At 68.9% G+C, this 20,197-nt stretch carries 16 protein-coding genes and 4 pseudogenes; 14 read left to right on the top strand and 6 right to left on the bottom strand.

Going from position 1 to position 20,197, the window contains the following annotated elements:
- From L1066_RS16485 to L1066_RS16470, 4 genes are all read left to right on the top strand, one after another.
- On the top strand, nt 1–1,920 hold a 1,920-nt coding region (locus tag L1066_RS16485; protein ID WP_235737355.1), incomplete at its 5' end, for an MMPL family transporter.
- A gap of 211 nt (nt 1,921–2,131) precedes the next feature.
- Complete coding sequence (gene rpsO / locus L1066_RS16480) at nt 2,132–2,407, top strand: 30S ribosomal protein S15 (RefSeq protein ID WP_249224960.1); 276 nt, start codon at nt 2,132–2,134, stop codon at nt 2,405–2,407.
- Nucleotides 2,408–2,744: 337 nt separating this feature from the next.
- On the top strand, nt 2,745–4,979 hold the full coding sequence (locus tag L1066_RS16475; protein WP_235737354.1) for a polyribonucleotide nucleotidyltransferase: 2,235 nt from the start codon (nt 2,745–2,747) through the stop codon (nt 4,977–4,979).
- Between the two features lie 2 nt (nt 4,980–4,981).
- Nucleotides 4,982–6,355 carry a M16 family metallopeptidase gene (locus L1066_RS16470; RefSeq protein ID WP_235737353.1) on the top strand — a complete coding sequence of 458 codons (1,374 nt, stop codon included), beginning with the start codon at nt 4,982–4,984 and terminating at the stop codon, nt 6,353–6,355.
- Between the two features lie 47 nt (nt 6,356–6,402).
- Here L1066_RS16470 and L1066_RS16465 read toward each other — a convergent pair whose 3' ends face one another.
- The gene (locus tag L1066_RS16465) at nt 6,403–6,918 is read right to left on the bottom strand and encodes a class I SAM-dependent methyltransferase (protein WP_235737352.1); all 516 of its coding nucleotides are present in this window, start codon (nt 6,916–6,918) and stop codon (nt 6,403–6,405) included.
- A gap of 80 nt (nt 6,919–6,998) precedes the next feature.
- On the opposite strand from L1066_RS16465, the pseudogene dapB reads away from it, so the two are divergent.
- From dapB to L1066_RS16450, 3 genes and pseudogenes are all read left to right on the top strand, one after another.
- Nucleotides 6,999–7,756: pseudogene (gene dapB / locus L1066_RS16460) on the top strand (4-hydroxy-tetrahydrodipicolinate reductase).
- Nucleotides 7,757–7,895: 139 nt separating this feature from the next.
- Nucleotides 7,896–8,141 (top strand): annotated as a pseudogene (locus L1066_RS27910) (M4 family metallopeptidase); the annotation flags it as partial.
- Nucleotides 8,142–8,364: 223 nt separating this feature from the next.
- Nucleotides 8,365–9,486 carry a M4 family metallopeptidase gene (locus tag L1066_RS16450; RefSeq protein WP_235737351.1) on the top strand — a complete coding sequence of 374 codons (1,122 nt, stop codon included), beginning with the start codon at nt 8,365–8,367 and terminating at the stop codon, nt 9,484–9,486.
- A gap of 21 nt (nt 9,487–9,507) precedes the next feature.
- Here L1066_RS16450 and L1066_RS16445 read toward each other — a convergent pair whose 3' ends face one another.
- On the bottom strand, nt 9,508–10,053 hold the full coding sequence (locus L1066_RS16445) for a GNAT family N-acetyltransferase (RefSeq protein ID WP_235737350.1): 546 nt from the start codon (nt 10,051–10,053) through the stop codon (nt 9,508–9,510).
- Between the two features lie 150 nt (nt 10,054–10,203).
- Between L1066_RS16445 and L1066_RS16440 the strand changes: the two genes are divergently transcribed.
- Entirely contained in the window at nt 10,204–10,566 is a 363-nt protein-coding gene (locus L1066_RS16440; RefSeq protein ID WP_235737349.1) for a hypothetical protein, read from the top strand.
- 18 nt (nt 10,567–10,584) lie between these two features.
- Here L1066_RS16440 and L1066_RS16435 read toward each other — a convergent pair whose 3' ends face one another.
- Nucleotides 10,585–11,355 carry a DMT family transporter gene (locus L1066_RS16435; RefSeq protein WP_235737348.1) on the bottom strand — a complete coding sequence of 257 codons (771 nt, stop codon included), beginning with the start codon at nt 11,353–11,355 and terminating at the stop codon, nt 10,585–10,587.
- Nucleotides 11,356–11,405: 50 nt separating this feature from the next.
- Nucleotides 11,406–11,963, bottom strand: a complete 558-nt coding sequence (locus tag L1066_RS16430) for a DUF3043 domain-containing protein (RefSeq protein ID WP_235737347.1) — start codon at nt 11,961–11,963, stop codon at nt 11,406–11,408.
- 261 nt (nt 11,964–12,224) lie between these two features.
- Here L1066_RS16430 and L1066_RS16425 point away from each other — a divergent pair.
- The 5 genes and pseudogenes from L1066_RS16425 to L1066_RS16405 all read left to right on the top strand — a co-directional run bounded on the left by L1066_RS16425 (nt 12,225) and on the right by L1066_RS16405 (nt 16,888).
- Nucleotides 12,225–12,999 (top strand): annotated as a pseudogene (locus tag L1066_RS16425) (PspA/IM30 family protein).
- Nucleotides 12,996–13,274, top strand: a complete 279-nt coding sequence (gene pspAA, locus L1066_RS16420) for a PspA-associated protein PspAA (RefSeq protein WP_235737346.1) — start codon at nt 12,996–12,998, stop codon at nt 13,272–13,274. Before L1066_RS16425 ends, pspAA begins: the two are co-directional and overlap by 4 nt.
- A 7-nt stretch (nt 13,275–13,281) precedes the next feature.
- The gene (htpX, locus tag L1066_RS16415) at nt 13,282–14,214 is read left to right on the top strand and encodes a zinc metalloprotease HtpX (protein ID WP_235737345.1); all 933 of its coding nucleotides are present in this window, start codon (nt 13,282–13,284) and stop codon (nt 14,212–14,214) included.
- Nucleotides 14,214–15,323, top strand: coding sequence for a PspA-associated protein PspAB (gene pspAB / locus L1066_RS16410; RefSeq protein WP_235737344.1), 1,110 nt, complete (start codon nt 14,214–14,216; stop codon nt 15,321–15,323). The genes htpX and pspAB overlap by 1 nt, the downstream gene beginning before the upstream one ends.
- Nucleotides 15,324–15,367: 44 nt before the next feature.
- Nucleotides 15,368–16,888: a flotillin family protein gene (locus L1066_RS16405; protein ID WP_235737343.1), complete on the top strand. Its 1,521-nt coding sequence runs from the start codon at nt 15,368–15,370 to the stop codon at nt 16,886–16,888.
- On the opposite strand, the gene nadA is transcribed toward L1066_RS16405, so the two are convergent.
- Together nadA and L1066_RS16395 are read right to left on the bottom strand one after the other, a co-directional pair.
- On the bottom strand, nt 16,776–18,158 hold the full coding sequence (gene nadA / locus L1066_RS16400) for a quinolinate synthase NadA (RefSeq protein ID WP_235737342.1): 1,383 nt from the start codon (nt 18,156–18,158) through the stop codon (nt 16,776–16,778). The two genes, L1066_RS16405 and nadA, sit on opposite strands and share 113 nt — an antisense overlap.
- 87 nt (nt 18,159–18,245) lie before the next feature.
- The gene (locus L1066_RS16395) at nt 18,246–19,139 is read right to left on the bottom strand and encodes a GNAT family N-acetyltransferase (RefSeq protein WP_235737341.1); all 894 of its coding nucleotides are present in this window, start codon (nt 19,137–19,139) and stop codon (nt 18,246–18,248) included.
- 111 nt (nt 19,140–19,250) lie between these two features.
- Here L1066_RS16395 and L1066_RS28805 point away from each other — a divergent pair.
- Nucleotides 19,251–20,197, top strand: a pseudogene (locus L1066_RS28805) (glycerate kinase family protein); the annotation flags it as partial.

The following is a 20,197-nucleotide window of genomic DNA, read 5'->3' as shown; positions in this document are numbered from 1 at the left end:
GCCGACGACACTGCGGAGATGGAGGAGGCAGCCGCTGAGGTGGGGGAGCGGATGGCCGGCCTCGACGACGTCGCCGCCGTCGCGGAGCCCGCCTGGAACCCGGACGGTACGGCGCTGATCGTCGATGTCGAGCTGATCGCCGACGACGTGGAGGTGGCTCCGTTGAAGGACGTCACCGCGGACGTCGCAGCGGAGCATCCGGACCTCGGCATCAGCCAGGCCGGTGGTGTCAGCATCGACGACGGCGTCATGGACCAGGTGCAGGAGGACCTGCACTCCGCCGAGCTGACCAGCATCCCGGTGACACTGCTGCTCATGCTGGTGGCGTTCGGTGCCCTGATCGCAGCGGGCATCCCGGTGCTGTTGGCGATCGGCAGTGTCGTCGCCGCCCTCGGCATCGCCGCACCGGTCTCGCACCTGATCCCCGCCGAGGCGACGGTCACCAGCATGATCGTGCTGATCGGCATGGCCGTCGGCGTCGACTACTCCCTCTTCTTCCTCAAGCGCCAGCGAGAGGAGCGCGCCGCCGGTCACGGGGTCGCGGACGCCGTCGAGATCGCGGCGTCGACCTCGGGGCACTCGATCCTCGTCTCGGGTGGCGCGGTGGTCGCCTCCATGGCCGGGCTGTACGTCGTCGGTGACGCCACCTTCAACTCGCTCGCGACCGGATCGATCCTCGTGGTGGCGGTTGCCGTCTTCGGCTCGATCACGGTGCTGCCTGCCGTCCTGGTGCTCCTGGGCAACAAGGTGGATCGGCCACGTGTCCCGCTGCTGTGGCGCCTCAACCGTCGCATCGGCGCCGGTGGCATCAGCCGTCGCGTGCTCGGTCCGGTCGTGCGACACCCGGTCGTCGCTGCGGTGCTGTCGCTCGCCTTCCTGGCAGCCCTCGCCGCCCCGGCGTTGGGGATGAAGGTGAACTCCAGCGGGGTCGAGACCCTGCCCAAGGGCATCGCCGAGGTCCAGACCTACCACGAGCTCGGGGAGAAGTTCCCCGGACAGATGCTGACCGTCGACGTCGTGGCACGGGGATCCGACACCGCTGCCCTCCAGCAGGGACTGGCGGAGGTCGAGGAGACTGCCGTGGCCAGCGGTCGCGGCTTCGAGTCGGTGCCGGGCGAGTCGGTGCGGGTCGCCGAGGACGGGCGGACCGCCGTACTCGTGCTGGGCATCGACCACCCGGAGGACTCCGACGAAGCGGCCGAGGCGGTGGAGGCGTTGCGCGACACCCTCGTGCCCGAGCACCTCAGTGGGGTCACGGACGAGTTCGCGGTCGGTGGTGACGCGGGGGAGAACTACGACTGGGTCGACCAGTTGACCGAGCGGATGCCGCTGGTGATCGGGTTCATCCTGTTGCTCACCCTGCTGATCATGGGCTTCACCTTCCGCAGTCCGATGATCGCGCTGCTGTCGTGCGTGCTCAACCTGCTCTCCGTGGGTGTTGCGTTCGGTGTGATGACGCTGGTCTTCCAGCACGGCTGGGGGAGTGACCTGCTCAACTTCCACACGCCGGGCTACCTGATCGAGTGGCTGCCGCTGTTCGTGATGGTGGTGCTGGTCGGGCTCTCGATGGACTACCACGTCTTCGTGCTCAGCCGGGTGCAGGAGTACGTCCGCTCCGGGCTCCCCAGCCGGTTGGCCGTACGTCGGGGGATCGCCGACACCGCCGGCGTGGTGACCAGCGCGGCGGCGGTCATGGTCGCGGTCTTCTCGATCTTCGCGGTGCTCTCGATGATGGAGATGAAGATGATGGGCGTCGGCCTGGCGGCCGCAATCCTCGTCGACGCCACCATCGTCCGGTTGGTGGCCCTGCCCGCGCTGATGATCCTGCTCGGCGACCGCGCCTGGGGAGAGCGAGACCTCGCCGCGCCCGAGGGTGACGTCGTCACGCCCGCCCCGCTGGTGTCGGCTGGCCGGGCTTGACCGATAGTCCCTGACAAACTTGCTCCTGCCAGGGCGGATCCACGACAAGTTCGTCAGGGACTACCGCTCGATTGGGAGCCGGCCCGGGCGCGCTGCTAGCCTTGCCAGGTTGTCCGGAGACGGGCATGCCGTCAGAACGGCCGCGGACAGAGAGAGCCCGGGCAATCCGCCCGGTGCGCCGCGCAACGAACCACAGGAGAGGAGTCGCCCGATGTCCATCGGAACCGACGCGGAGACCAAGAAGAAGATCATCGCTGAGTACGGCAAGTCCGAAGGCGACACCGGCTCCCCCGAGGTGCAGATCGCGCTGCTGAGCCACCGTATCTCGCACCTCACCGAGCACCTGAAGGAGCACAAGCACGACCACCACAGCCGTCGTGGTCTGCTGCTCCTCGTCGGTCAGCGCCGTCGTCTGCTCAACTACCTGCAGAAGACCGAGATCGAGCGCTACCGCTCGATCGTGGAGCGCCTCGGCCTCCGTCGTTGATCCACTTCGCGTGATGTGGGAAGCGGTCACCGAATTTCGGTGGCCGCTTCTCGCGCATCCGGGAGCGGGCGCCAGGCGTCACCAACGCCGAAAGGTCCGCTTCCGCACCCGCATCGACTAGGCTCGGTGCAGCACAACTGAACAGAAGAACTCATCAACAGGAGCGACCCGCACCACGTCAGGCTCGGTCCTCGGTAGTGGCCTTCAGACCGGCATCCGCCGGAGCTGCGGGCCTCGATCGAAGACCGGCCCCAGCCGCGGGAACTTCACTCGCAGCTCCCCGCCGGCATCCGGCGGTGGGCGGTTCGCTCCGCGAACAGAAAGCACACGTCTCTTCATGACCAACGTGGCAGAACCCACCATTTCCGCGGTCGAGACCGTGATCGACAACGGGGCCTTCGGCACCCGCACGGTCAAGTTCGAGACCGGCCTCCTCGCCCGGCAGGCTGCCGGCTCCGTGACGGCCTACCTCGACGACGACACCATGCTGCTCTCGGCGACCACCGCCGGCAAGCAGCCCAAGGACCACTTCGACTTCTTCCCGCTGACGATCGACGTGGAAGAGCGGATGTACGCCGCAGGCAAGATCCCCGGCTCGTTCTTCCGCAGTGAAGGCCGCCCGGGCGAGGACGCAATCCTCACCTGCCGTCTCATCGACCGCCCGCTGCGTCCGACCTTCAAGAAGGGTCTGCGCAACGAGGTCCAGGTCGTCATCACCGTGATGGCGCTCAACCCCGACACCCCCTACGACGTGCTCGCGATCAACGCCGCGTCGCTCTCCACCCAGCTCTCCGGCCTGCCGTTCTCCGGCCCGGTCGGCGGCGTGCGCGTCGCGCTGATCAACGGCCAGTGGGTTGCCTTCCCGACCCACACCCAGCTGGAAGAGGCCGTCTTCGACATGGTCGTCGCCGGTCGTGTCACCGACTCCGGTGAAGTGGCCATCATGATGGTCGAGGCCGAAGCCCCCGAGCACGCCTGGGAGCTCGTCCAGTCCGGCGTCGAGGCGCCGAGCGAGGGTGTCGTGGCCGGTGGCCTCGACGCTGCCAAGCCCTTCATCAAGCAGCTGTGCGAGGCCCAGGCCGAGCTCGCCAAGGCCGCCGCCAAGCCGGTCCAGGAGTTCCCGATCTTCCTGGACTACCAGGACGACGTGTACGCCGCCGTCGAGGCCGCCGTGCGCGCCGAGACCGCCGAGGCACTCACCATCGCGGGCAAGCAGGAGCGCGAGGAGAAGCTCGACGACATCAAGGCGTCGCTGGTCGAGAAGATCGGTGCCGACTTCGAGGGTCGCGAGAAGGAGATCGGCGCTGCCTTCCGCTCGCTCAACAAGCAGCTCGTCCGCGAGCGCGTGCTGCGCGACAAGGTCCGCATCGACGGTCGCGGCCTGGCCGACATCCGGCCGCTGCACGCCGAGGTCGACATCATCCCGCGCGTCCACGGTTCCGCGCTGTTCGAGCGTGGTGAGACCCAGATCCTGGGCGTCACCACCCTCGACATGCTCAAGATGGAGCAGCAGCTCGACACGCTCTCCCCGGAGAAGCACCGCCGCTACATGCACAAGTACGTCTTCCCGCCGTTCTCCACCGGTGAGACCGGCCGGGTCGGCTCTCCGAAGCGTCGCGAGGTCGGCCACGGTGCGCTGGCGCGCCGCGCCCTGCTGCCGGTGCTGCCGAGCCGCGAGGAGTTCCCCTACGCGATCCGCCAGCTCTCCGAGGCCATGGGCTCCAACGGCTCCACCTCGATGGGCTCGGTCTGCGCCTCGACCCTCTCCTTGTTGCAGGCAGGCGTGCCGCTGAAGGCAGCGGTCGCCGGCATCGCCATGGGCCTCATCTCCGACGAGATCGACGGTGAGACCCGCTACGTCGCCCTCACCGACATCCTCGGTGCAGAAGACGCCTTCGGCGACATGGACTTCAAGGTCGCAGGCACCAAGGAGTTCGTCACCGCTCTCCAGCTCGACACCAAGCTCGACGGCATCCCCGCCGAGGTGCTCGGTGCCGCACTGACCCAGGCCCGCGACGCGCGCCTGGCGATCCTCGAGGTCATGGCCGAGGCCATCGATGCCCCCGAGGAGATGTCGGTCCACGCCCCGCGCATCATCACCGTGAAGGTCCCGGTCGACAAGATCGGCGAGGTCATCGGGCCCAAGGGCAAGGTGATCAACCAGATCCAGGACGACACCGGCGCGACCCTGTCGATCGAGGACGACGGCACCGTCTACATCGGTGCCACCAACGGTGAGGCGGCCGAGGCCGCTCGCTCGGCGGTCAACGCGATCGCCAACCCGACCATGCCCGAGGTGGGCGAGCGCTACCTCGGCACCGTGGTGAAGACCACCAACTTCGGTGCCTTCGTGTCGCTGCTCCCGGGCAAGGACGGCCTGCTGCACATCACCAAGCTGAAGGCCCTCACGGGCGGCAAGCGGATCGACAACGTCGAGGACGTCGTGTCCGTCGGCCAGAAGATCCAGGTGCAGATCGCCGAGATCGACGACCGCGGCAAGCTCTCCCTGGTCCCCGTCGTCGAGGAGTCCGACGAGGCTCCCGCCGAGGCCGAGGGCAACTCGGACGACTGAGAATGGGCACAGCTCCACGCATCCGGACGACCGGTCAGCAGATCTCTGCTGGCCGGTCGGCCGTTCAGCAGCCGGTCGGCAGCACCCGCACCTTGCGCACCGAGACCGATGACGCGGGGCGGGTGGTCTCGACCATCAGGCGCACCGTGCTCCCCGGTGGGTTGCGAGTGGTCACCGAGCAGATGGCCGGCGTACGGTCGGCCAGCATCGGGGTCTGGGTGGGCGTGGGCTCGCGCCACGAGACCCCGTCGTTGCACGGCTGCTCGCACTTCCTCGAGCACCTGCTCTTCAAGGGCACCCGGGAGCGTTCCGCGATGGACATCTCGGTGGCACTCGACACCGTGGGCGGTGAGTTCAACGCCTTCACGGCGAAGGAGTACACCTGCTTCCACGCCCGGGTCCTCGACCACGACCTGCCGATGACGGTCGACGTGCTGGGCGACATGATCACCAACTCGCTGATCACCGCGGCTGACGTCGAGGCAGAACGCGACGTGATCCTCGACGAGATCGCGATGCACGACGACGACCCCGACGACGTGGTGCACAACCTCTTCGCCTGGCAGGCGTACGGCGACACTCCGCTCGGACGGCCCATCGCGGGCACCGAGGACTCCATCGAGTCGCTCACCCGGGCACAGATCACCCGTTTCTACCGCCGGCACTACCGGGCCGCCAACATGGTGGTCGCGGTGGCCGGCAACGTCGACCACGACTCGGTGGTGAACGATGTGCGCACTGCCTTCTCGCGCAACGGCTTCCTGGCCGGCGACGAGTCGCCGGTGTCGCCGCGCATCACGACCAGGGCCCGGCCGGCGCGGGCCGGCGAGGCGCGAACCACGAGGCCCCTGGAGCAGGTCAACCTGGTGTTGGGCGTCCAGGGGATGACCCGCACCGACGACCGGCGATGGGCCCTCGGCGTACTCTCCACCGCACTGGGCGGCGGCACGTCATCGCGCCTCTTCCAGGAGGTGCGTGAGGCCCGCGGCCTGGCCTATTCGGTCTTCACCTTCGGCAGCAGCTACGCCGACGCCGGCACGGTCGGTGTCTCGGTGGGCTGCCTGCCCGGCAAGTACGACGAGGTGCTGCGCGTCATCCGCGAGGAGCTGACCAAGGTGGCGCGGGACGGCATCACTGCCGACGAGCTGGCCCGTGGCAAGGGATCGCTGCGCGGCGGCCTCGTGCTCGGTCTGGAGGACTCCGGTTCGCGGATGAGTCGGTTGGGCAAGGCGGAGCTCGTCCACGACGAGATGCTCGGCATCGACGAGGTGCTCGCCCGCATCGACGAGGTCACCCTCGAGCAGGTGCACGACCTGGCGAAGCAGCTCTTCGCGCAGCCGCAGATCCTCGCCGTCGTCGGCCCCGAGACCCCGTAAGGCGCGAACCTTCAGTCAGGTCAGCGCGAACCCGTGGTCCGGCAGGATCACTTCTTGCCGATCAGCCCGATCACGGGCGGGTTCTGACTGTTGACCACCGACACGCTGAAACCCGCGCGCAGCAGGGCGTCCGACGCCTTCTCCGCCATCGTGGGCACCGACTCCGGTCGGACGGCGTCGAAGAACAGGTGGATGGTGCCGCCGGCCGAGAGGCGCTCGTGCAGCAACGCGAGCTCGTCTTGGCACTCGCGCACCCAGAAGAGGTTGACGTTGAACGCGAACACCTTGTCGAGACGCTTAACCGGCACCCGCAACGTGGCGAGGTCGATGTGACGCACCACGAGCCTCCCGGTCTCCAGGAAGCGAGCGCAACGGCGCTTCGTGCGGTCGACACCGGACTCCGCACGGTCGATGGCGAGCAGCCGCCCGGTGACCAGTTTGCTGCAGATCAACTCGGCCGCATGTCCCTGACCGCACCCGACCTCGAGGATCTGATCGGCGGGCTGCACGTCGAGAATCTCCACCGCCCAGCGGATGCGAGCCGGGATCGTTTGAAGCGCCATGGGGTCAAGACTGCCACCAAGCGGGGCAATCGTCAGGCACCGGTCCGGTCGTGGCGCGTGGAACGCTAGGGTTGGTGACCGTGACGGACACTGGTTTCCCGGTCGGAGTGCTGGGCGCAAAGGGCAAGGTCGGCTCCGAGATCTGCGTGGCTGTCGAGGCCGCCGACGACATGCGACTGGTCGCTGCACTCGATGCCGGCGACGACATCGAGCAGCTCGTGACCGCAGGGGCCAGGGCCGTCGTCGACTTCACCCACCCCGACGTGGTGATGGACAACCTCGAGTTCTGCATCCGCAACGGCATCAACGCCGTGGTCGGCACCACCGGGTTCGACGACGACCGGCTGGACCAGCTCCGCACGTGGTTGGGCGACTCGCCGAGGTCCGGCGTGCTGATCGCCCCCAACTTCTCCATCGGCGCCATCCTCATGATGCGGTTCGCGGCCATCGCGGCCCCGCACTACGACTCCGTCGAGATCATCGAGCTCCACCACCCGACGAAGGCGGACGCGCCGTCCGGCACTGCTCGCCGTACGGCGGAGCTCGTCGCTGCGGCCCGGCGGGATGCCGGGTGTGCCGACATGCCCGATGCCACCTCCACGGCGCTGGAGGGCGCCCGTGGCGCCGTCGTCGACGGCGTGCCGGTGCACGCGCTGCGGATCCGCGGCATGGTCGCGCACCAGGAGGTCGTGCTCGGTGGCCCGGGCGAGACGTTGACGATCCGGCACGACTCGATGGACCGCGCCTCGTTCGGCCCGGGGTGCTGCGCGGACTCCGGGCGATCGACGGCTTCCCGGGGCTGACCATCGGCCTCGAGAAGTTCCTCGACCTGGAGTGACGGGCACCGCGCTGGCTGAGGCTGCTGGCTGCGGTTTCTCGCACTGCAAGATTCTGCAACCGCCGTTGCTGTCACCGTGGCGGATCTGTGCCTAAGGTCTGACGCGGGGAGGGGCCCATCTCGGAAATCAGGAGCTCCCATGCGCACCACGCCCTTGCTGGCGACCCTCGCACTCGTCTCGTCCTCGATCGGACTCGCCGCATCGGCCACCAGCGCCGCGGCCGCCCCGCGAGACGATCGCCCGGGAGCCGTCTCGCTCCTGGAGGACCATCCAACGGCCGCGCGGGCCAGTGACGGTCAGGGGTTCGAGGTCCGCCGGACGCTCGTCGACCCCGACGGGGCCCGCCACGTCCGGATGGATCGCACCTACCGTGGGCTGCCGGTCGTCGGCGGTGACCTCGTGCTCCACCAGGACGCCGGAGGCGACCTCGACGGGGTCAGCCAGACGTTGCGCAACCCGATCGATCTCGTCGTGGCGCCGCTGGTCACCGCGGGGAAGGCCGAGAACCTGGGCCTGTCGGCCAGGAATCAGCGCGGCATCGGCAAGTCGAAGCTCGAGGGGGTTGCGACCCTGGTCGTCGATGCCACCGGCGCCACCCTCGGCTGGCGTGGGAGGTCATCACCGGTGGGGTCCGCAGGGACGGCACGCCGAGTCGCCTGGCGACGTACGTCGACGCGCGTGCCGGGGCGTGCTCCGCACCGAGGAGCAGATCGTGACCGTCGAGGGGGAGGGGCAGGGGATCTACAGTGGCACGGTCCCGATCCACGTCACGAGCTCCGGCAGCACCTTCGTGCTGACCGACCCCCAGCACGGCAACGGCACGACGGTGGACGCCCAGAACAAGACCGACTCCGTCCTGTGCACCCTGCTCGGGCTGTTGTGCGCGAGCTCGAAGGCCTACGCCAGCGACGACACGTCGTTCGGCGACGGCACCAACGGCAACCGGGAGTCCGCGGCGGTCGATGCGCACTACGGTGCTGCGACCACGTGGAACTACTTCAAGCAGGTGCACGGCCGCGACGGAATCTTCGGCGACGGCACCGGCACCCAGAGTCGGGTGCACTACGGAAGCAACTACGTCAACGCCTTCTGGGACGGCGAGAAGATGACCTACGGCGACGGCGACGGCACCAACTACGGTCCCTTGGTCTCCCTCGACGTCGCCGGTCACGAGATGACCCACGGTGTCACCGAGCACACCGCGGGCCTGACCTACTCCGGTGAGTCCGGCGGGCTCAACGAGGCCACGTCCGACATCTTCGGCACCTTGGTGGAGTTCCACGCTGCCAACGCAGCGGACCCGGGCGACTACTTCATCGGTGAGCAGTTCGACCTCGCCAAGGGTGAGGGACTGCGTCGCATGGACGACCCCGCGCAGGACGGTTCGTCGCACTCCTGCTGGAGCAGCAGCACCAAGAACGTCGACGTGCACTACTCCTCCGGGGTGGGCAACCACTTCTTCTACCTGCTGGCCGAAGGATCCGGGCACAAGAGCATCGGCGGTCGCGCGCACACGTCGCCGACCTGCGACGGCTCCAACATCGCCGGCATCGGCCGCGACAAGGCGGGCAAGATCTGGTTCCGGGCCCTCGACGTCTACATGACTTCGGGCACCACCTACGCCCAGGCGCGTACGGCGACCCTCAATGCAGCTGCCGACCTGTACGGCGCCGGTTCCGCCGAGCAGGGCGCCGTCGCCGCGGCCTGGACCGCCGTGAACGTGAACTGACGGAGGTGTTGTCTCGCCAGATCAGGCGAGGGCGGTGTGGAGGCGGACCTGCTTGACCAGGAGCGTGCCGTCGCCAGCGAGATCGAGCTCGCGGTGGGCGCCGTCGGCCGCCCAGCCGGTGGAGGTGAGGAAGGCCCGCCGGGCGTCGTCGTCGGAGTTCAGCCAGCACACGGCACGGGTGAAGCGGTCGGAGGCCATCGTGTCGACGGCTGCCTGCAGGAGACGTGAGCCGTGTCCCCGGCCACGTTCGGCCGGGTCGACGTTCAGCTCGTCGAGCTGCCCGTCGGCGACCGGGTCACAGTCGGGGTCGTCGGCGGGAGCGGTGATCACGAAGCCGGTCACCCGGGCACGCTCGAGCGCCACGAGCACCCGCTGCCGGGCGTCGGCGGGACGACCGAGCGCTCGGCGCCACTGCTCGGCGAACTGCTCCGCACGCCAAGCATCGACGACTTCGGGAGGCAGGAGGTCGGCGTACTGCTCCTGCCACAACCGCAGTTGCACGGCGGCGATCGCTGGGGCGTCGTCGGCCCAGGCAACCCGGACGGAGGTGTCGGCGGTGGGGCTCATGGCGCCATCCTTGCAAGGCCGTCGCGGGCAGCAGAAATCGGGTGAGTGATCTGGGTCACGTGAAGTGTTACGGTGTCCGGGCTCGACCGGCCGCCACCCGTGGCCGCAAGGGCCGACCACCTGACCTCGACCATGGCGATGATCTCGAACATGACGATGACTGACACCCCCGGCACCGCACAGCTGCCCCGGCCCCGGGCCTGGCGCATCGCCGCCCAACTGCCCGCCCCGGCCGCCCACGGCGCCACCATCGGCGAACTCGGCCTGCTGCGCGACGTGGTCGAGTACGACCAGGGCGACGTACACGTGCAGCTGTGCCCCACCCCGGAGCGCTCCTCCTGGCACGACGAGATCTGCGACGGTCTCCAACGGCTGCTCACCGAGCACGGCTACCGCCGCGTCGACATCGAGCTCCTGCTGGCGCCGGTCACCGGCACTGCGCGGGTCGTCGACCAGGCAACGACGCTGGGTACGGCGCTGCTCCCCGGACTCTCCTGGTTGCGGCGGCGCTGAGCGCAGGCCCGAGCGAGGTCAGAGGTGGGCCGCCCCGGAGGGGCGTGCGTGACTCCTCGGTGCCAAGCGGATCGCAGCGACCGTGCCGAGGACGAGTCCGACGCTCACGAACCAGGCACCACCTTCGCTGACGTCGTCGCCGAGGAAGACCAGGCCGACCACGGCAGGCACGAAGGTCTGGGTCACGATCAAGGCGCCGGTCGCCGGGGTGACCTCGGTGCGGGCCATCGCCATCGAATAGAGCCAGAACGCCAGCAACCCGAAGGCGGGCAGCATCAGTGCCGAGATGAGCACCGCTGCCGTCGGGGTCTGGCTGACGCTGATCCCGCGCATGGCGATCGCGGACCCGGCATAGCCACAACCCGCGATCGCACCGGTCAGGATCGGCCGCCGGCGGCGTAGCGCGGCGACGCCGCCGACGCCGCAGAACACCAGCAGTCCGGACAGGCCGAGCGGCAGGCCCCAGCTCTCCACCTGGGAACCCGGGCTGCCGGCACCGATGGCGAGGAGCACGATGCCGAGACAGACGCCACTCACGGCCACGACCTGCTGCCGGCTGAGCCGCTCATGGAAGACGTGCGCCGACCACACGGCGGTCACCGGCATGGAGAAGGCGACACATGCCTGGGCCAGGTAGAGCGGCAGCAGCACGACCGAGACGGCGTGCAGGACGAAACCGGCGAGATAGGCCGTCAGCACGGCCATCATCTTCGGGCTGTGCAAGGAGGAGCGGATGAAGCCCGGCAGCCCGCTGACACCGAAGTCGCGGGCTGCGTCGGCCTGCCACACTGCCGCGACCCCGAAGAGGGCTGCGGACAGGAGCGCGGCGGTGAGGCCTATCAGCGGTAGTGCTCGGGCAAGGGCTGGCCGATCTTGATCTGCGGCTTGGGCAGGCGGAGGAAGCGCATGTTGACCGCACGCATGACGGCGTACCAGGTCAGGCCCTTGAGCTCGGCGTCGGGGAAGCGCTGGCGCACGGCCTTGCGGACCCGGAAGCGGAGCATGAAGACGTCGATCACCGTCAACAAGATGGTGGCCATCCACAGCGTGTTGGCGATGGTGGTGGAGTTGTCGCCGAGCAGCCCGGTGCTGAGGATCAGGATCAGGATCAGCAGGGGGGCCAACAGCTCACAGATGTTGAGTCGGTGGTCAACGAAGTCACGCACGAAACGACGGACCGGGCCGCGGTCGCGCGCCGGCAGGAACTGCTCGTCGCCCGTCTTCAGGGCCTCACGCATCTTCTGGCTGGACTCCATGCGCAACTCACGTTGGCGCTTGGCCGCCTCCTTGCGGCTGCGCGGTGGCTTGGCGCGCAGCTTGGCCAGCGCCTCGGCTTCCTTGCGACTGGGAGTGGGGCGTCCCTTGCCGTTCTCCTTTGCAGGAGTCGGCTCGGCCACGGGCTCTTGAGACTTGCGACGGAACAAGGGGTGCCTATCGACGGTGCGGACCAACCCCCGCAGTCTATCGAGAACTCCGACAGGTGAGGAGTCGCGGCGCGATCAGTGGCAGCGGGAGACGAGGACGGGCCGGCTCAGCGACCGAGGGAGGGCGCCGTCACGGTGCCGAAACCGACTGCGAGACTTCACTCACGCACCCCTAGTAGGGTGAATGACAGAGCAGCATCTCGAATCTTCACCCCGTATGAAGGGACTCACCGGATGAGCGTCTGGAAGCGCATGACCTTGATCTTCCGCTCCAAGGCCAACAAGGCACTGGACCGCGCGGAGGACCCCCGCGAGGTCCTCGACTACAGCTACCAGCGCCAGCTGGAAGCTGCTCTCCAAGGTACGCCGCGGGGTCGCCGATGTGGCGACGAGCCGCAAGCGTGTCGAACTGCAGGTCACCCAGCTCGAACAGCAGCAGGCCAAGCTGCAGGGACAGGCGCAGAAGGCGATCGAGGTCAACCGTGAGGACCTCGCCCGCGAGGCGCTGACCCGCAAGTCGGGCCTCGCCCAGCAGATCGGTGATCTCAAGACCCAGCACGCCAACCTCCAGGCCGAGGAGGAGAAGCTCACCCTCGCGCAGCAGCGGCTGCAGGCCAAGGTGGAGTCCTTCCGCACCAAGAAGGAGACCATCAAGGCCACCTACACCGCGGCCGAGGCGCAGACCAAGATCAACGAGGCGCTCTCCGGCATCGGCGAGGAGATGGGCGACGTCGGCATGGCGATCCAGCGTGCCGAGGACAAGACCGCCAACATGCAGGCGCGAGCCGGTGCGATCGACGAGCTGCTCGCCTCCGGCGCCCTCGATGACGTGACCGCTCCGGGCCAGGGCGACGACATCGCCCGCGAGCTCGACGCGCTGAGCTCGACCTCCGACGTCGAGGCCGAGCTGGCGGCTCTCAAGGGTGGCGGCGCCCCGCAGGCCATCGAGTCGTCTGCCGGTGAGGGGATCCTCAACGCCGAGCCCGCGAAGAACGAGGAGCAGGCATGATCGTCCGGATCCTCGGAGAGGGCCAGTTCGACGTCGCCGACAGCGAGATCGACCGGCTCAACGAACTCGACTCAGCACTCGAGGCCGCAGTCGGCGCCGGTGACGAGGAGGCCTTCGGCAAAGCACTCGCCGACCTGCTCGCCGGCGTACGCTCGATCGGGACGACCCATGACGTCGATGCGCTCGACGTCTCTGACGTGGTGCTCCCTCCGGAGGGCGCCACTCTCGACGAGGTGCGCGAGCTCCTCGAAGACGACGGATTGATTCCGGGCTGATCTGACGGTGGCACGCACACGCTTCATCCATGACCGGGGCCTCAGCGCCCGGATGACCCTGACCATGTTCCTGCTCGGGGCACTCTTCGTCGCCCTGATCGTCACGTTGATGGCGATCGCAGGCAGCGCGGGAGGCTCCGGTCTGGCCATCGCCATCGGCTTCGTCGGTCTCGGAATCGCCTTCTACCAGTGGTGGAGCAGCGACAAGGTCGCGATGCGCGCGATGCGGGCACGGGAGGTCACGCCCCAGGAGGCGCCCGAGCTCCACGGCATGATCGACCGTCTCTGCGCACTCGCCGACATGCCCAAGCCGCGCGTCGGGGTGGCCGACATGGACCTCCCCAACGCGTTCGCCACGGGTCGCTCTCCCGACCGTGCGGTGGTCTGCGTGACCACCGGCCTCCTGCGTACCCTCAACGCCGACGAGCTCGAGGGCGTTCTCGCCCACGAGCTCTCGCACGTCGCCCACCGCGACGTGCTGGTGATGACCGTGGCCTCCTCGGCAGGCATCGTCGCGGGCATGATCACCCAGTCCGCGCAGTACGGCGGACTGAGCCTGCTCGGCGGTGGCCGTGGGCGCAACAACAACAACGCCCTGCCTGCCTACCTGATCGCGCTGGTCATCAGCCTCGTGGTCTATGCCATCAGCTTCCTGCTCACTCGGCTCCTCTCGCGTTATCGCGAGTTGTGCGCCGACCGCGCCGGTGCCTACCTCACCATGAAGCCGCAGGCGCTCGCCTCCGCGCTCCAGAAGATCTCCGGCGAGATCAGCTCCATCCCCAAGAAGGACCTGCGGGCCAGCTCCGCCATGAACGCCTTCTTCATCGCCCCGGCGATCAGCGGTGCCTCACTCAAGACCCTTTCGTCGACCCACCCGTCGCTGGAGCAGCGTCTCGAGCAGCTCGCCAGGATCCAGGCCGAGCTGGGTCGGACCGCCTGATGGGCTTCTGGTCCTCGATCCTGGGCCGGTCCGAGCAGGTGGCCCCGAAGCTCGACTCGCTCTTCCTGGTCCCCTCGGCGGCGATCACCTTGCAGACAGCCATGGGCCTGGAGCCGACCGGCACCGGCAGCGTCTGCTTCCGCAGCGCCGGTGGCGCAGCCTTCGCCCAGGTGCAGCAGGAGATCGTGGCGCTGCTCAACGACAACCCCGACGCGCCTGACGTCGAGGTCTCCCAGGACCGCTTCGGGTTCACCTGGCTGGTCGTGCACCGCGATCCGCTCGACATCGCCGGGCTCTGCACCGATCTCCATGCGGTCAACGCGACGTTGGAGGACAACGGCTTCGCCTCGGGGTTGTTGTGCTCGATGGTCCCGTTCGTGGGTGCGGACGCGAGCAAGGTCGGACTCGTCTACCTCTACAAGCAGGGCACCTTCTATCCCTTCGCTCCCACGGGTGCGGAGCAGCGTGACAACCTCACCGAGATGGGGGTGCGCGACCAGCTCAAGGGGAGCTCCCGATGGAGGCCGACCTGCAGCGGTGGCTGGCGGTCTGGGGCGCGCCCGGCCTGTGAATCGCAGGCCTTACGATTACGCACACCATCTTGGGGAAAGGTGTCCTGCGTGATCACGTTCCTGCTCATCGGTGCCGTCGGCATCTTCCTACTCGTCATCTCCCTCGTGGTGGGGGATCTTCTCGACGGGTTGTTCGACTTCGGCGGCGACCTCTTCTCCGGCGCCGCATTGGCGGGATTCCTCGGGGCCTTCGGTTTCGGCGGCGCCCTCGCGCTCGACGCCAGCGACACGCTGTGGGTCGCCGTGCTCGTCGGACTCGTTGCCGGACTGGTGGTCGGCGCGGGTGCCGGCTACGCGTCGTACCAGCTCAAGAAGGGCGGCGACGAGGCCAACGTGCGCACCGGTGACCTGACCGGCATGCCGGGTTCGGTCATCAGTTCCATCCCGGCAGACGGCTTCGGCGAGGTGAGTGTGGTGGCCTCCGGGCACATCACCAAGCTCAACGCTCGGGCCTCGGAGCCGCTCGGTGCCGGTACGCCGATCACGATCCAGGCGGTGCTGTCCGCCACTTCCGTGTTCGTCGAGCGCCGGTTCTGACCACCACCGATCCACCTGACCACCCCCGAGAGCTTGGAGCTCAGATGTCCCCGGTCCTGCTAGCCGTCGTCGGCAGCATCATCCTCGTCGTACTGCTCGGCGCCCTGGTCACCACGCGCTACAAGGTGGCCGGCCCCAACGAGGCGTTCATCGTCACCGGTCGCAAGGGCAAGGCCGTCAAGAACCCCGAGACGGGCCAGGTCTCGACCGACCTCTCCGGCCAGAAGGTCGTGATGGGTGGCGGTGTGTTCGTGATCCCGTTCGTGCAGAAGGCGCACGTGCTCGACCTGTCGTCGCGTCGTCTCTTCGTGCAGATCAAGGGCGCCATCTCCGGGCAGGGCGTCAAGCTCAACCTCGAGGGCGTCGCGATCGTCAAGGTCGGTGGCAACGAGGACTCCATCCGAGCCGCCGCGCAGCGCTTCCTCACGCAGCAGGGCGAGATCGAGACCTTCACCCAGGAGACGCTTGCCGGCTCCTTGCGTTCGATCGTGGGCTCCTTGTCGGTCGAGCAGATCATCCGTGACCGCGCCGCCTTCGCGCAGCGCGTCGCTGACGAGTCCGAGACCTCGCTGACCGGCCAGGGCCTGGTGCTCGACACCTTCCAGATCCAGGACATCACCGACGACGGCTCCTACCTGGCCGACCTCGGTCGTCCCGAGGCCGCCAAGCTCAACCAGGTCGCGTCGATCGCCGAGGCCGAGGCCCGTCAGGCGGCCGAGCAGGCACGGATCGCGGCCGAGCAGGAGATCGCGATCGCCCAGCGCCAGCTGGCGCTGAAGGAGGCCGAGATCAAGGCCGAGACCGACGCCGCCATCGCGCAGGCCGCCGCGGCGGGGCCACTCGCCCAGGCGGACCGGGACCAGGCGATCCTCGCCGAGCAGGAGAAGGTCGCTGTCCGGCAGGCGGCGCTCAAGGAGCGGCAGCTCGACACCGAGGTCCGCAAGCCCGCCGACGCCGAGCGCTACCGCGTGGAGACCGAAGCCGAGGGGCGCCGCAACTCCCAGGTCTTCGACGCCGACGCCGCCAAGCTGGCCGCGATCGCCAAGGCCGAGGCCGAGGCCGAGCGTGACCGCCTCACGGGTGTCGGTGAGAAGTCCCGACGCGAGGCCCTTGCCGAGGCCGAGGCCATCGAGGGTGCCAAGCGCGGTGAGGCCGAGAAGGCCCGCCGAATCGCCGAGGCCGACGCCCTTCGCGCCGAGGGTGAGGCCCAGGCGGCCTCCATCCTCGCCACCGGTGAGGCGGAGGCGGAGGCGATGAACAAGAAGGCAGAGGCGTTCGAGCAGTACAACGATGCCGCCGTGCTGCAGATGCTCATCGAGGTGCTGCCGCAGATGGCCGCTGAGGTGGCCCGCCCGCTGGCCGGTATCGACAAGCTCACCGTCGTCTCCACCGATGGCGCCAGCCAGTTGCCCAAGCAGGTCACCAGCAACATGGTCGAGACCATGGAACTGCTCAAGAACACCACCGGCGTCGACGTGGCCAACCTGCTCCAACGGTTCGCCGGCGACGGTGTGAAGGCAGCCGCCGAGCCGGTCGTGGTGGCGGAGGAAGTCCGGGAGGGCTGAGCGCTCTCGGTTGCGGCGTTCGGCCCGCACGACGTACGAAGGCCGCGTCCCGATCCTCGGGACGCGGCCTTTGGCGCCTGTGAGTGGGGTGGTCAGTCGTCCTGGGCCGTCTTGGCGGGCAGGTCGAGCATGCGCTGGAGGGCGACGAGCGCCTGCGCCTCGGTCTCGTCGTCGACGTCGATGACGTTGGGCACGGTGCCCGCGACCAGCGACTCGAGCGCCCACACGAGGTGGGGAGATCGATGCGGTTCATCGTCGAGCAGAAGCAGACGGTGCGGTCGAGGAAGGCGATCTTCTTGTCCGGGTGGGCGTCTGCGAGCCGCTTGACGAGGTTGAGCTCGGTGCCGATCGCCCAGCTGGACCCGGGCTCGGCCGCTTCGATGGTCGAGATGATGAACTCGGTCGAGCCGACCAGATCGGCCTTGGTGACGACCTCGTGCTTGCACTCGGGGTGCACGAGGATGTTGATCTCCGGATCCTTGGCGCGCAGCTCGTCGACGACGTCCTCGGAGAAGCGGCCGTGCACGGAGCAGTGGCCCTTCCACAGGATCATCTTGGCGTCACGGAGCTGTTGGGTGGTGAGACCACCGTTGGGCTTGAGCGGATTCCACACGACACAGTCGTCGAGCGAGTAGCCGAGCTTGAGCACCGCGGTGTTGCGACCGAGGTGCTGGTCGGGGAAGAAGAGGACCTTGGTGTCCTCACCCTTCTGGGCGTAGGCCCACTCCAACGCCACCTCGGCGTTGCTCGAGGTGCACACGGCGCCGCCGTTGCGACCGCAGAAGGCCTTGATGTCGGCCGAGGAGTTCATGTAGGTGACCGGCACGACGACGTCCTGGACGCCGGCATCGGCGAGCGCGTCCCAGGCGTCCTCGACCTGCCCGAGCCGAGCCATGTCGGCCATCGAACAGCCGGCCCCGAGGTCGGGGAGGATGACCGCTTGGTCGTCGTTGGTGAGGATGTCGGCGGACTCGGCCATGAAGTGCACGCCGCAGAAGACGATGAACTCCGCGTCGGGGCGAGCCGCTGCGTCACGTGCGAGCTTGAAGGAGTCGCCGGTGACGTCGGCGAACTGGATGACCTCGTCGCGCTGATAGTGGTGCCCGAGGATGAACACCCGGTCGCCCAGCGCCTCCTTGGCGGCGCGGGCTCGCTCCACGAGGTCGGGATCGGAGGCCGGAGGCAGGTCGCCGGGGCACTCGACGCCGCGCTCAGCGTTGAGGTCGATGCCCTTGCCGAGAGGGAGAAGCGGCAGTTCAACCGTGGTCATGGGCACCATCCTAGAGACGCGCGTCGGGACCGGGACGTGGGGTGAACGCTCCGCGGGCGCGGTTCGATTCCCGGCCTGCGCGCAAACTCACCCGAAGACGCCGTGATGGAGGTAGGGAGCCGGCGGTTTCATGCCACGCAGGGCCAGGTAGCCGGCAGGTGCCAGCGCGAGTCGCGCCGCGACGCCCACGTCGATCGCCCACTCGTTGGCCGCCGTGACGTGCGCCTGGGTGAGCGACCTCCCGTGTGGGGTGGCGGCGAGGCACTCCCACAACAGTCGAGCCGCCGTACGCCGGTTGGTTGCCGCGAGCAGCTGGGCCCCGCCCGCGGGGTGGAGGTAGGCATAGCCGGAGCCGGTGGTGGTGTCGGAGACGACGAGCCTGGCATGGGTGGTGAGCCACTCGTGGTCGACACCGTGTGCCGAACCGCGGAGCTGGCGGTCGATGGAGTTCATGAGATCGATGTCGGCGGGTGTTCCCTCACGGACCTTCTCGACAACGGGGAGGAGGGCGCGGTCGAGGCTGCCGGTGAGCATCATCTGCGGGTGCAGGCTGAAACCGGCCAGGCGGTAGCGGCGGGCGGCCGCCGGGTCGAGCGAGGCACTGAGCATGCCGCGCAGGCAGCCCTCACCGTGGGCCATGGCTGCCTCCAGGAGCGCGCGGCCGATGCCGCGACCCTGGGCGCGGGGAAGCACGACGAAGGTGTGCAGCATCCAGGTGAGCTCGCGTACCGACGAGGTGGCGAAGCCCAGGAGCTGGTCGTCCGCCTCCGCCACCCAGCAGCCGCGAGGGTCGTGGTGGAGCACGAAACCGGTGCGCTCCGTCCAGTTGCGGTTGTCGTCGTCGCCGGCTGGCTGCGGCTCCGGCGCCGAGCGGGGGAGGGTACGCCGGTCGAGCTCGAGGAAGCCCTCGTTGCGCAGTGTCACGACCTCGGGCAGGTCCTCGGGTCGCATGGGGCGGAGGACGACGTCGGGCGCGGCCATGGCACCAGCATGGCCGATCACGGGAGGTGACCCCGACAATGGGGCCATGCGGCTCCTCATCGCCCCCGACAAGTTCGCCGGCACCTCACCGCGCCCCAGGCGGCCGAGGCCATCGCTGGGGGGTGGGCCCGCCACGCGCCGGACGTCGAGGTGGACCTGTGCCCGATGGCCGACGGCGGTCCCGGCTTCGTCTCCGTTCTCCACGCGCAGCTCGGCGGCGACCTGGTCGCGGCGACGGTCACCGGGCCGACGGGCGAGCCGGTGCCCGCGACGATCCTGGTCGCGGGCGGTACGGCGTGGGTCGAGTCGGCACAGGCCGTGGGCATTGCGCTGGTCTCCCCGGAGGCCAGGGACGCGATGACGATGACGACCCGTGGACTGGGCGAGCTCCTCATGATGGCGGCGCGACTCGACGTGCGGCGCATCATGGTCGGGGTGGGCGGCACGGCGACCAACGACGGGGAGCGGGCCTGTTGGCCGCGCTCGGGGCGACCGCAGCGGGCGGCGTGCTCGACGCAGGCCCCCGGGGTCTGGCAGGGCTGACCTCGGTCGACCTCGCCCCTGCCCGGGCCGCGCTCGGCGACGTGGAGATCGTCGTCGCAACGGACGTCGAGACCCAGCTGCTCGGCATCGTCGGCGCCACCAAGGTCTTCGGTCCGCAGAAGGGCTGACCGACGAGCAGCAGTTGCAGGTCGACGGCTGGCTCCAGCGTTTCGCGGAGCTCACCGACCGGAAGGTGGCGGCCGCTCCCGGAGCCGGAGCAGGAGGCGGCATCGGGTTCGCGCTCCAGCTGCTGGGGGTCACCGCGAGTCGGGGGTCGAGATCGTCTCCGCAGCGGTCGACCTCCCCGGACGCGCCCGACTGGCCGACCTGGTGGTGACCGGTGAGGGCGCCTTCGACTTCTCCAGCCGCTCGGGCAAGGTGCCCTACGGTGTCGCCGCCGTGGCAGGCGCCGCGGTCCGCCCGTGCATCGCCTTGGCCGGCCAGGTGCTCATCGGCGGACGCGAGATGCGCGCCCTGGGCGTGGAGGCGGCGTACTCCACGAGTGAGCTGGTCGG

This window comes from Nocardioides alcanivorans (assembly GCF_021555175.1).
GTDB lineage: Bacteria > Actinomycetota > Actinomycetes > Propionibacteriales > Nocardioidaceae > Nocardioides > Nocardioides alcanivorans.
The sequence above is the reverse complement of the archived record's forward strand: the minus strand, read 5'-3'. Positions and strand labels throughout refer to the sequence as shown.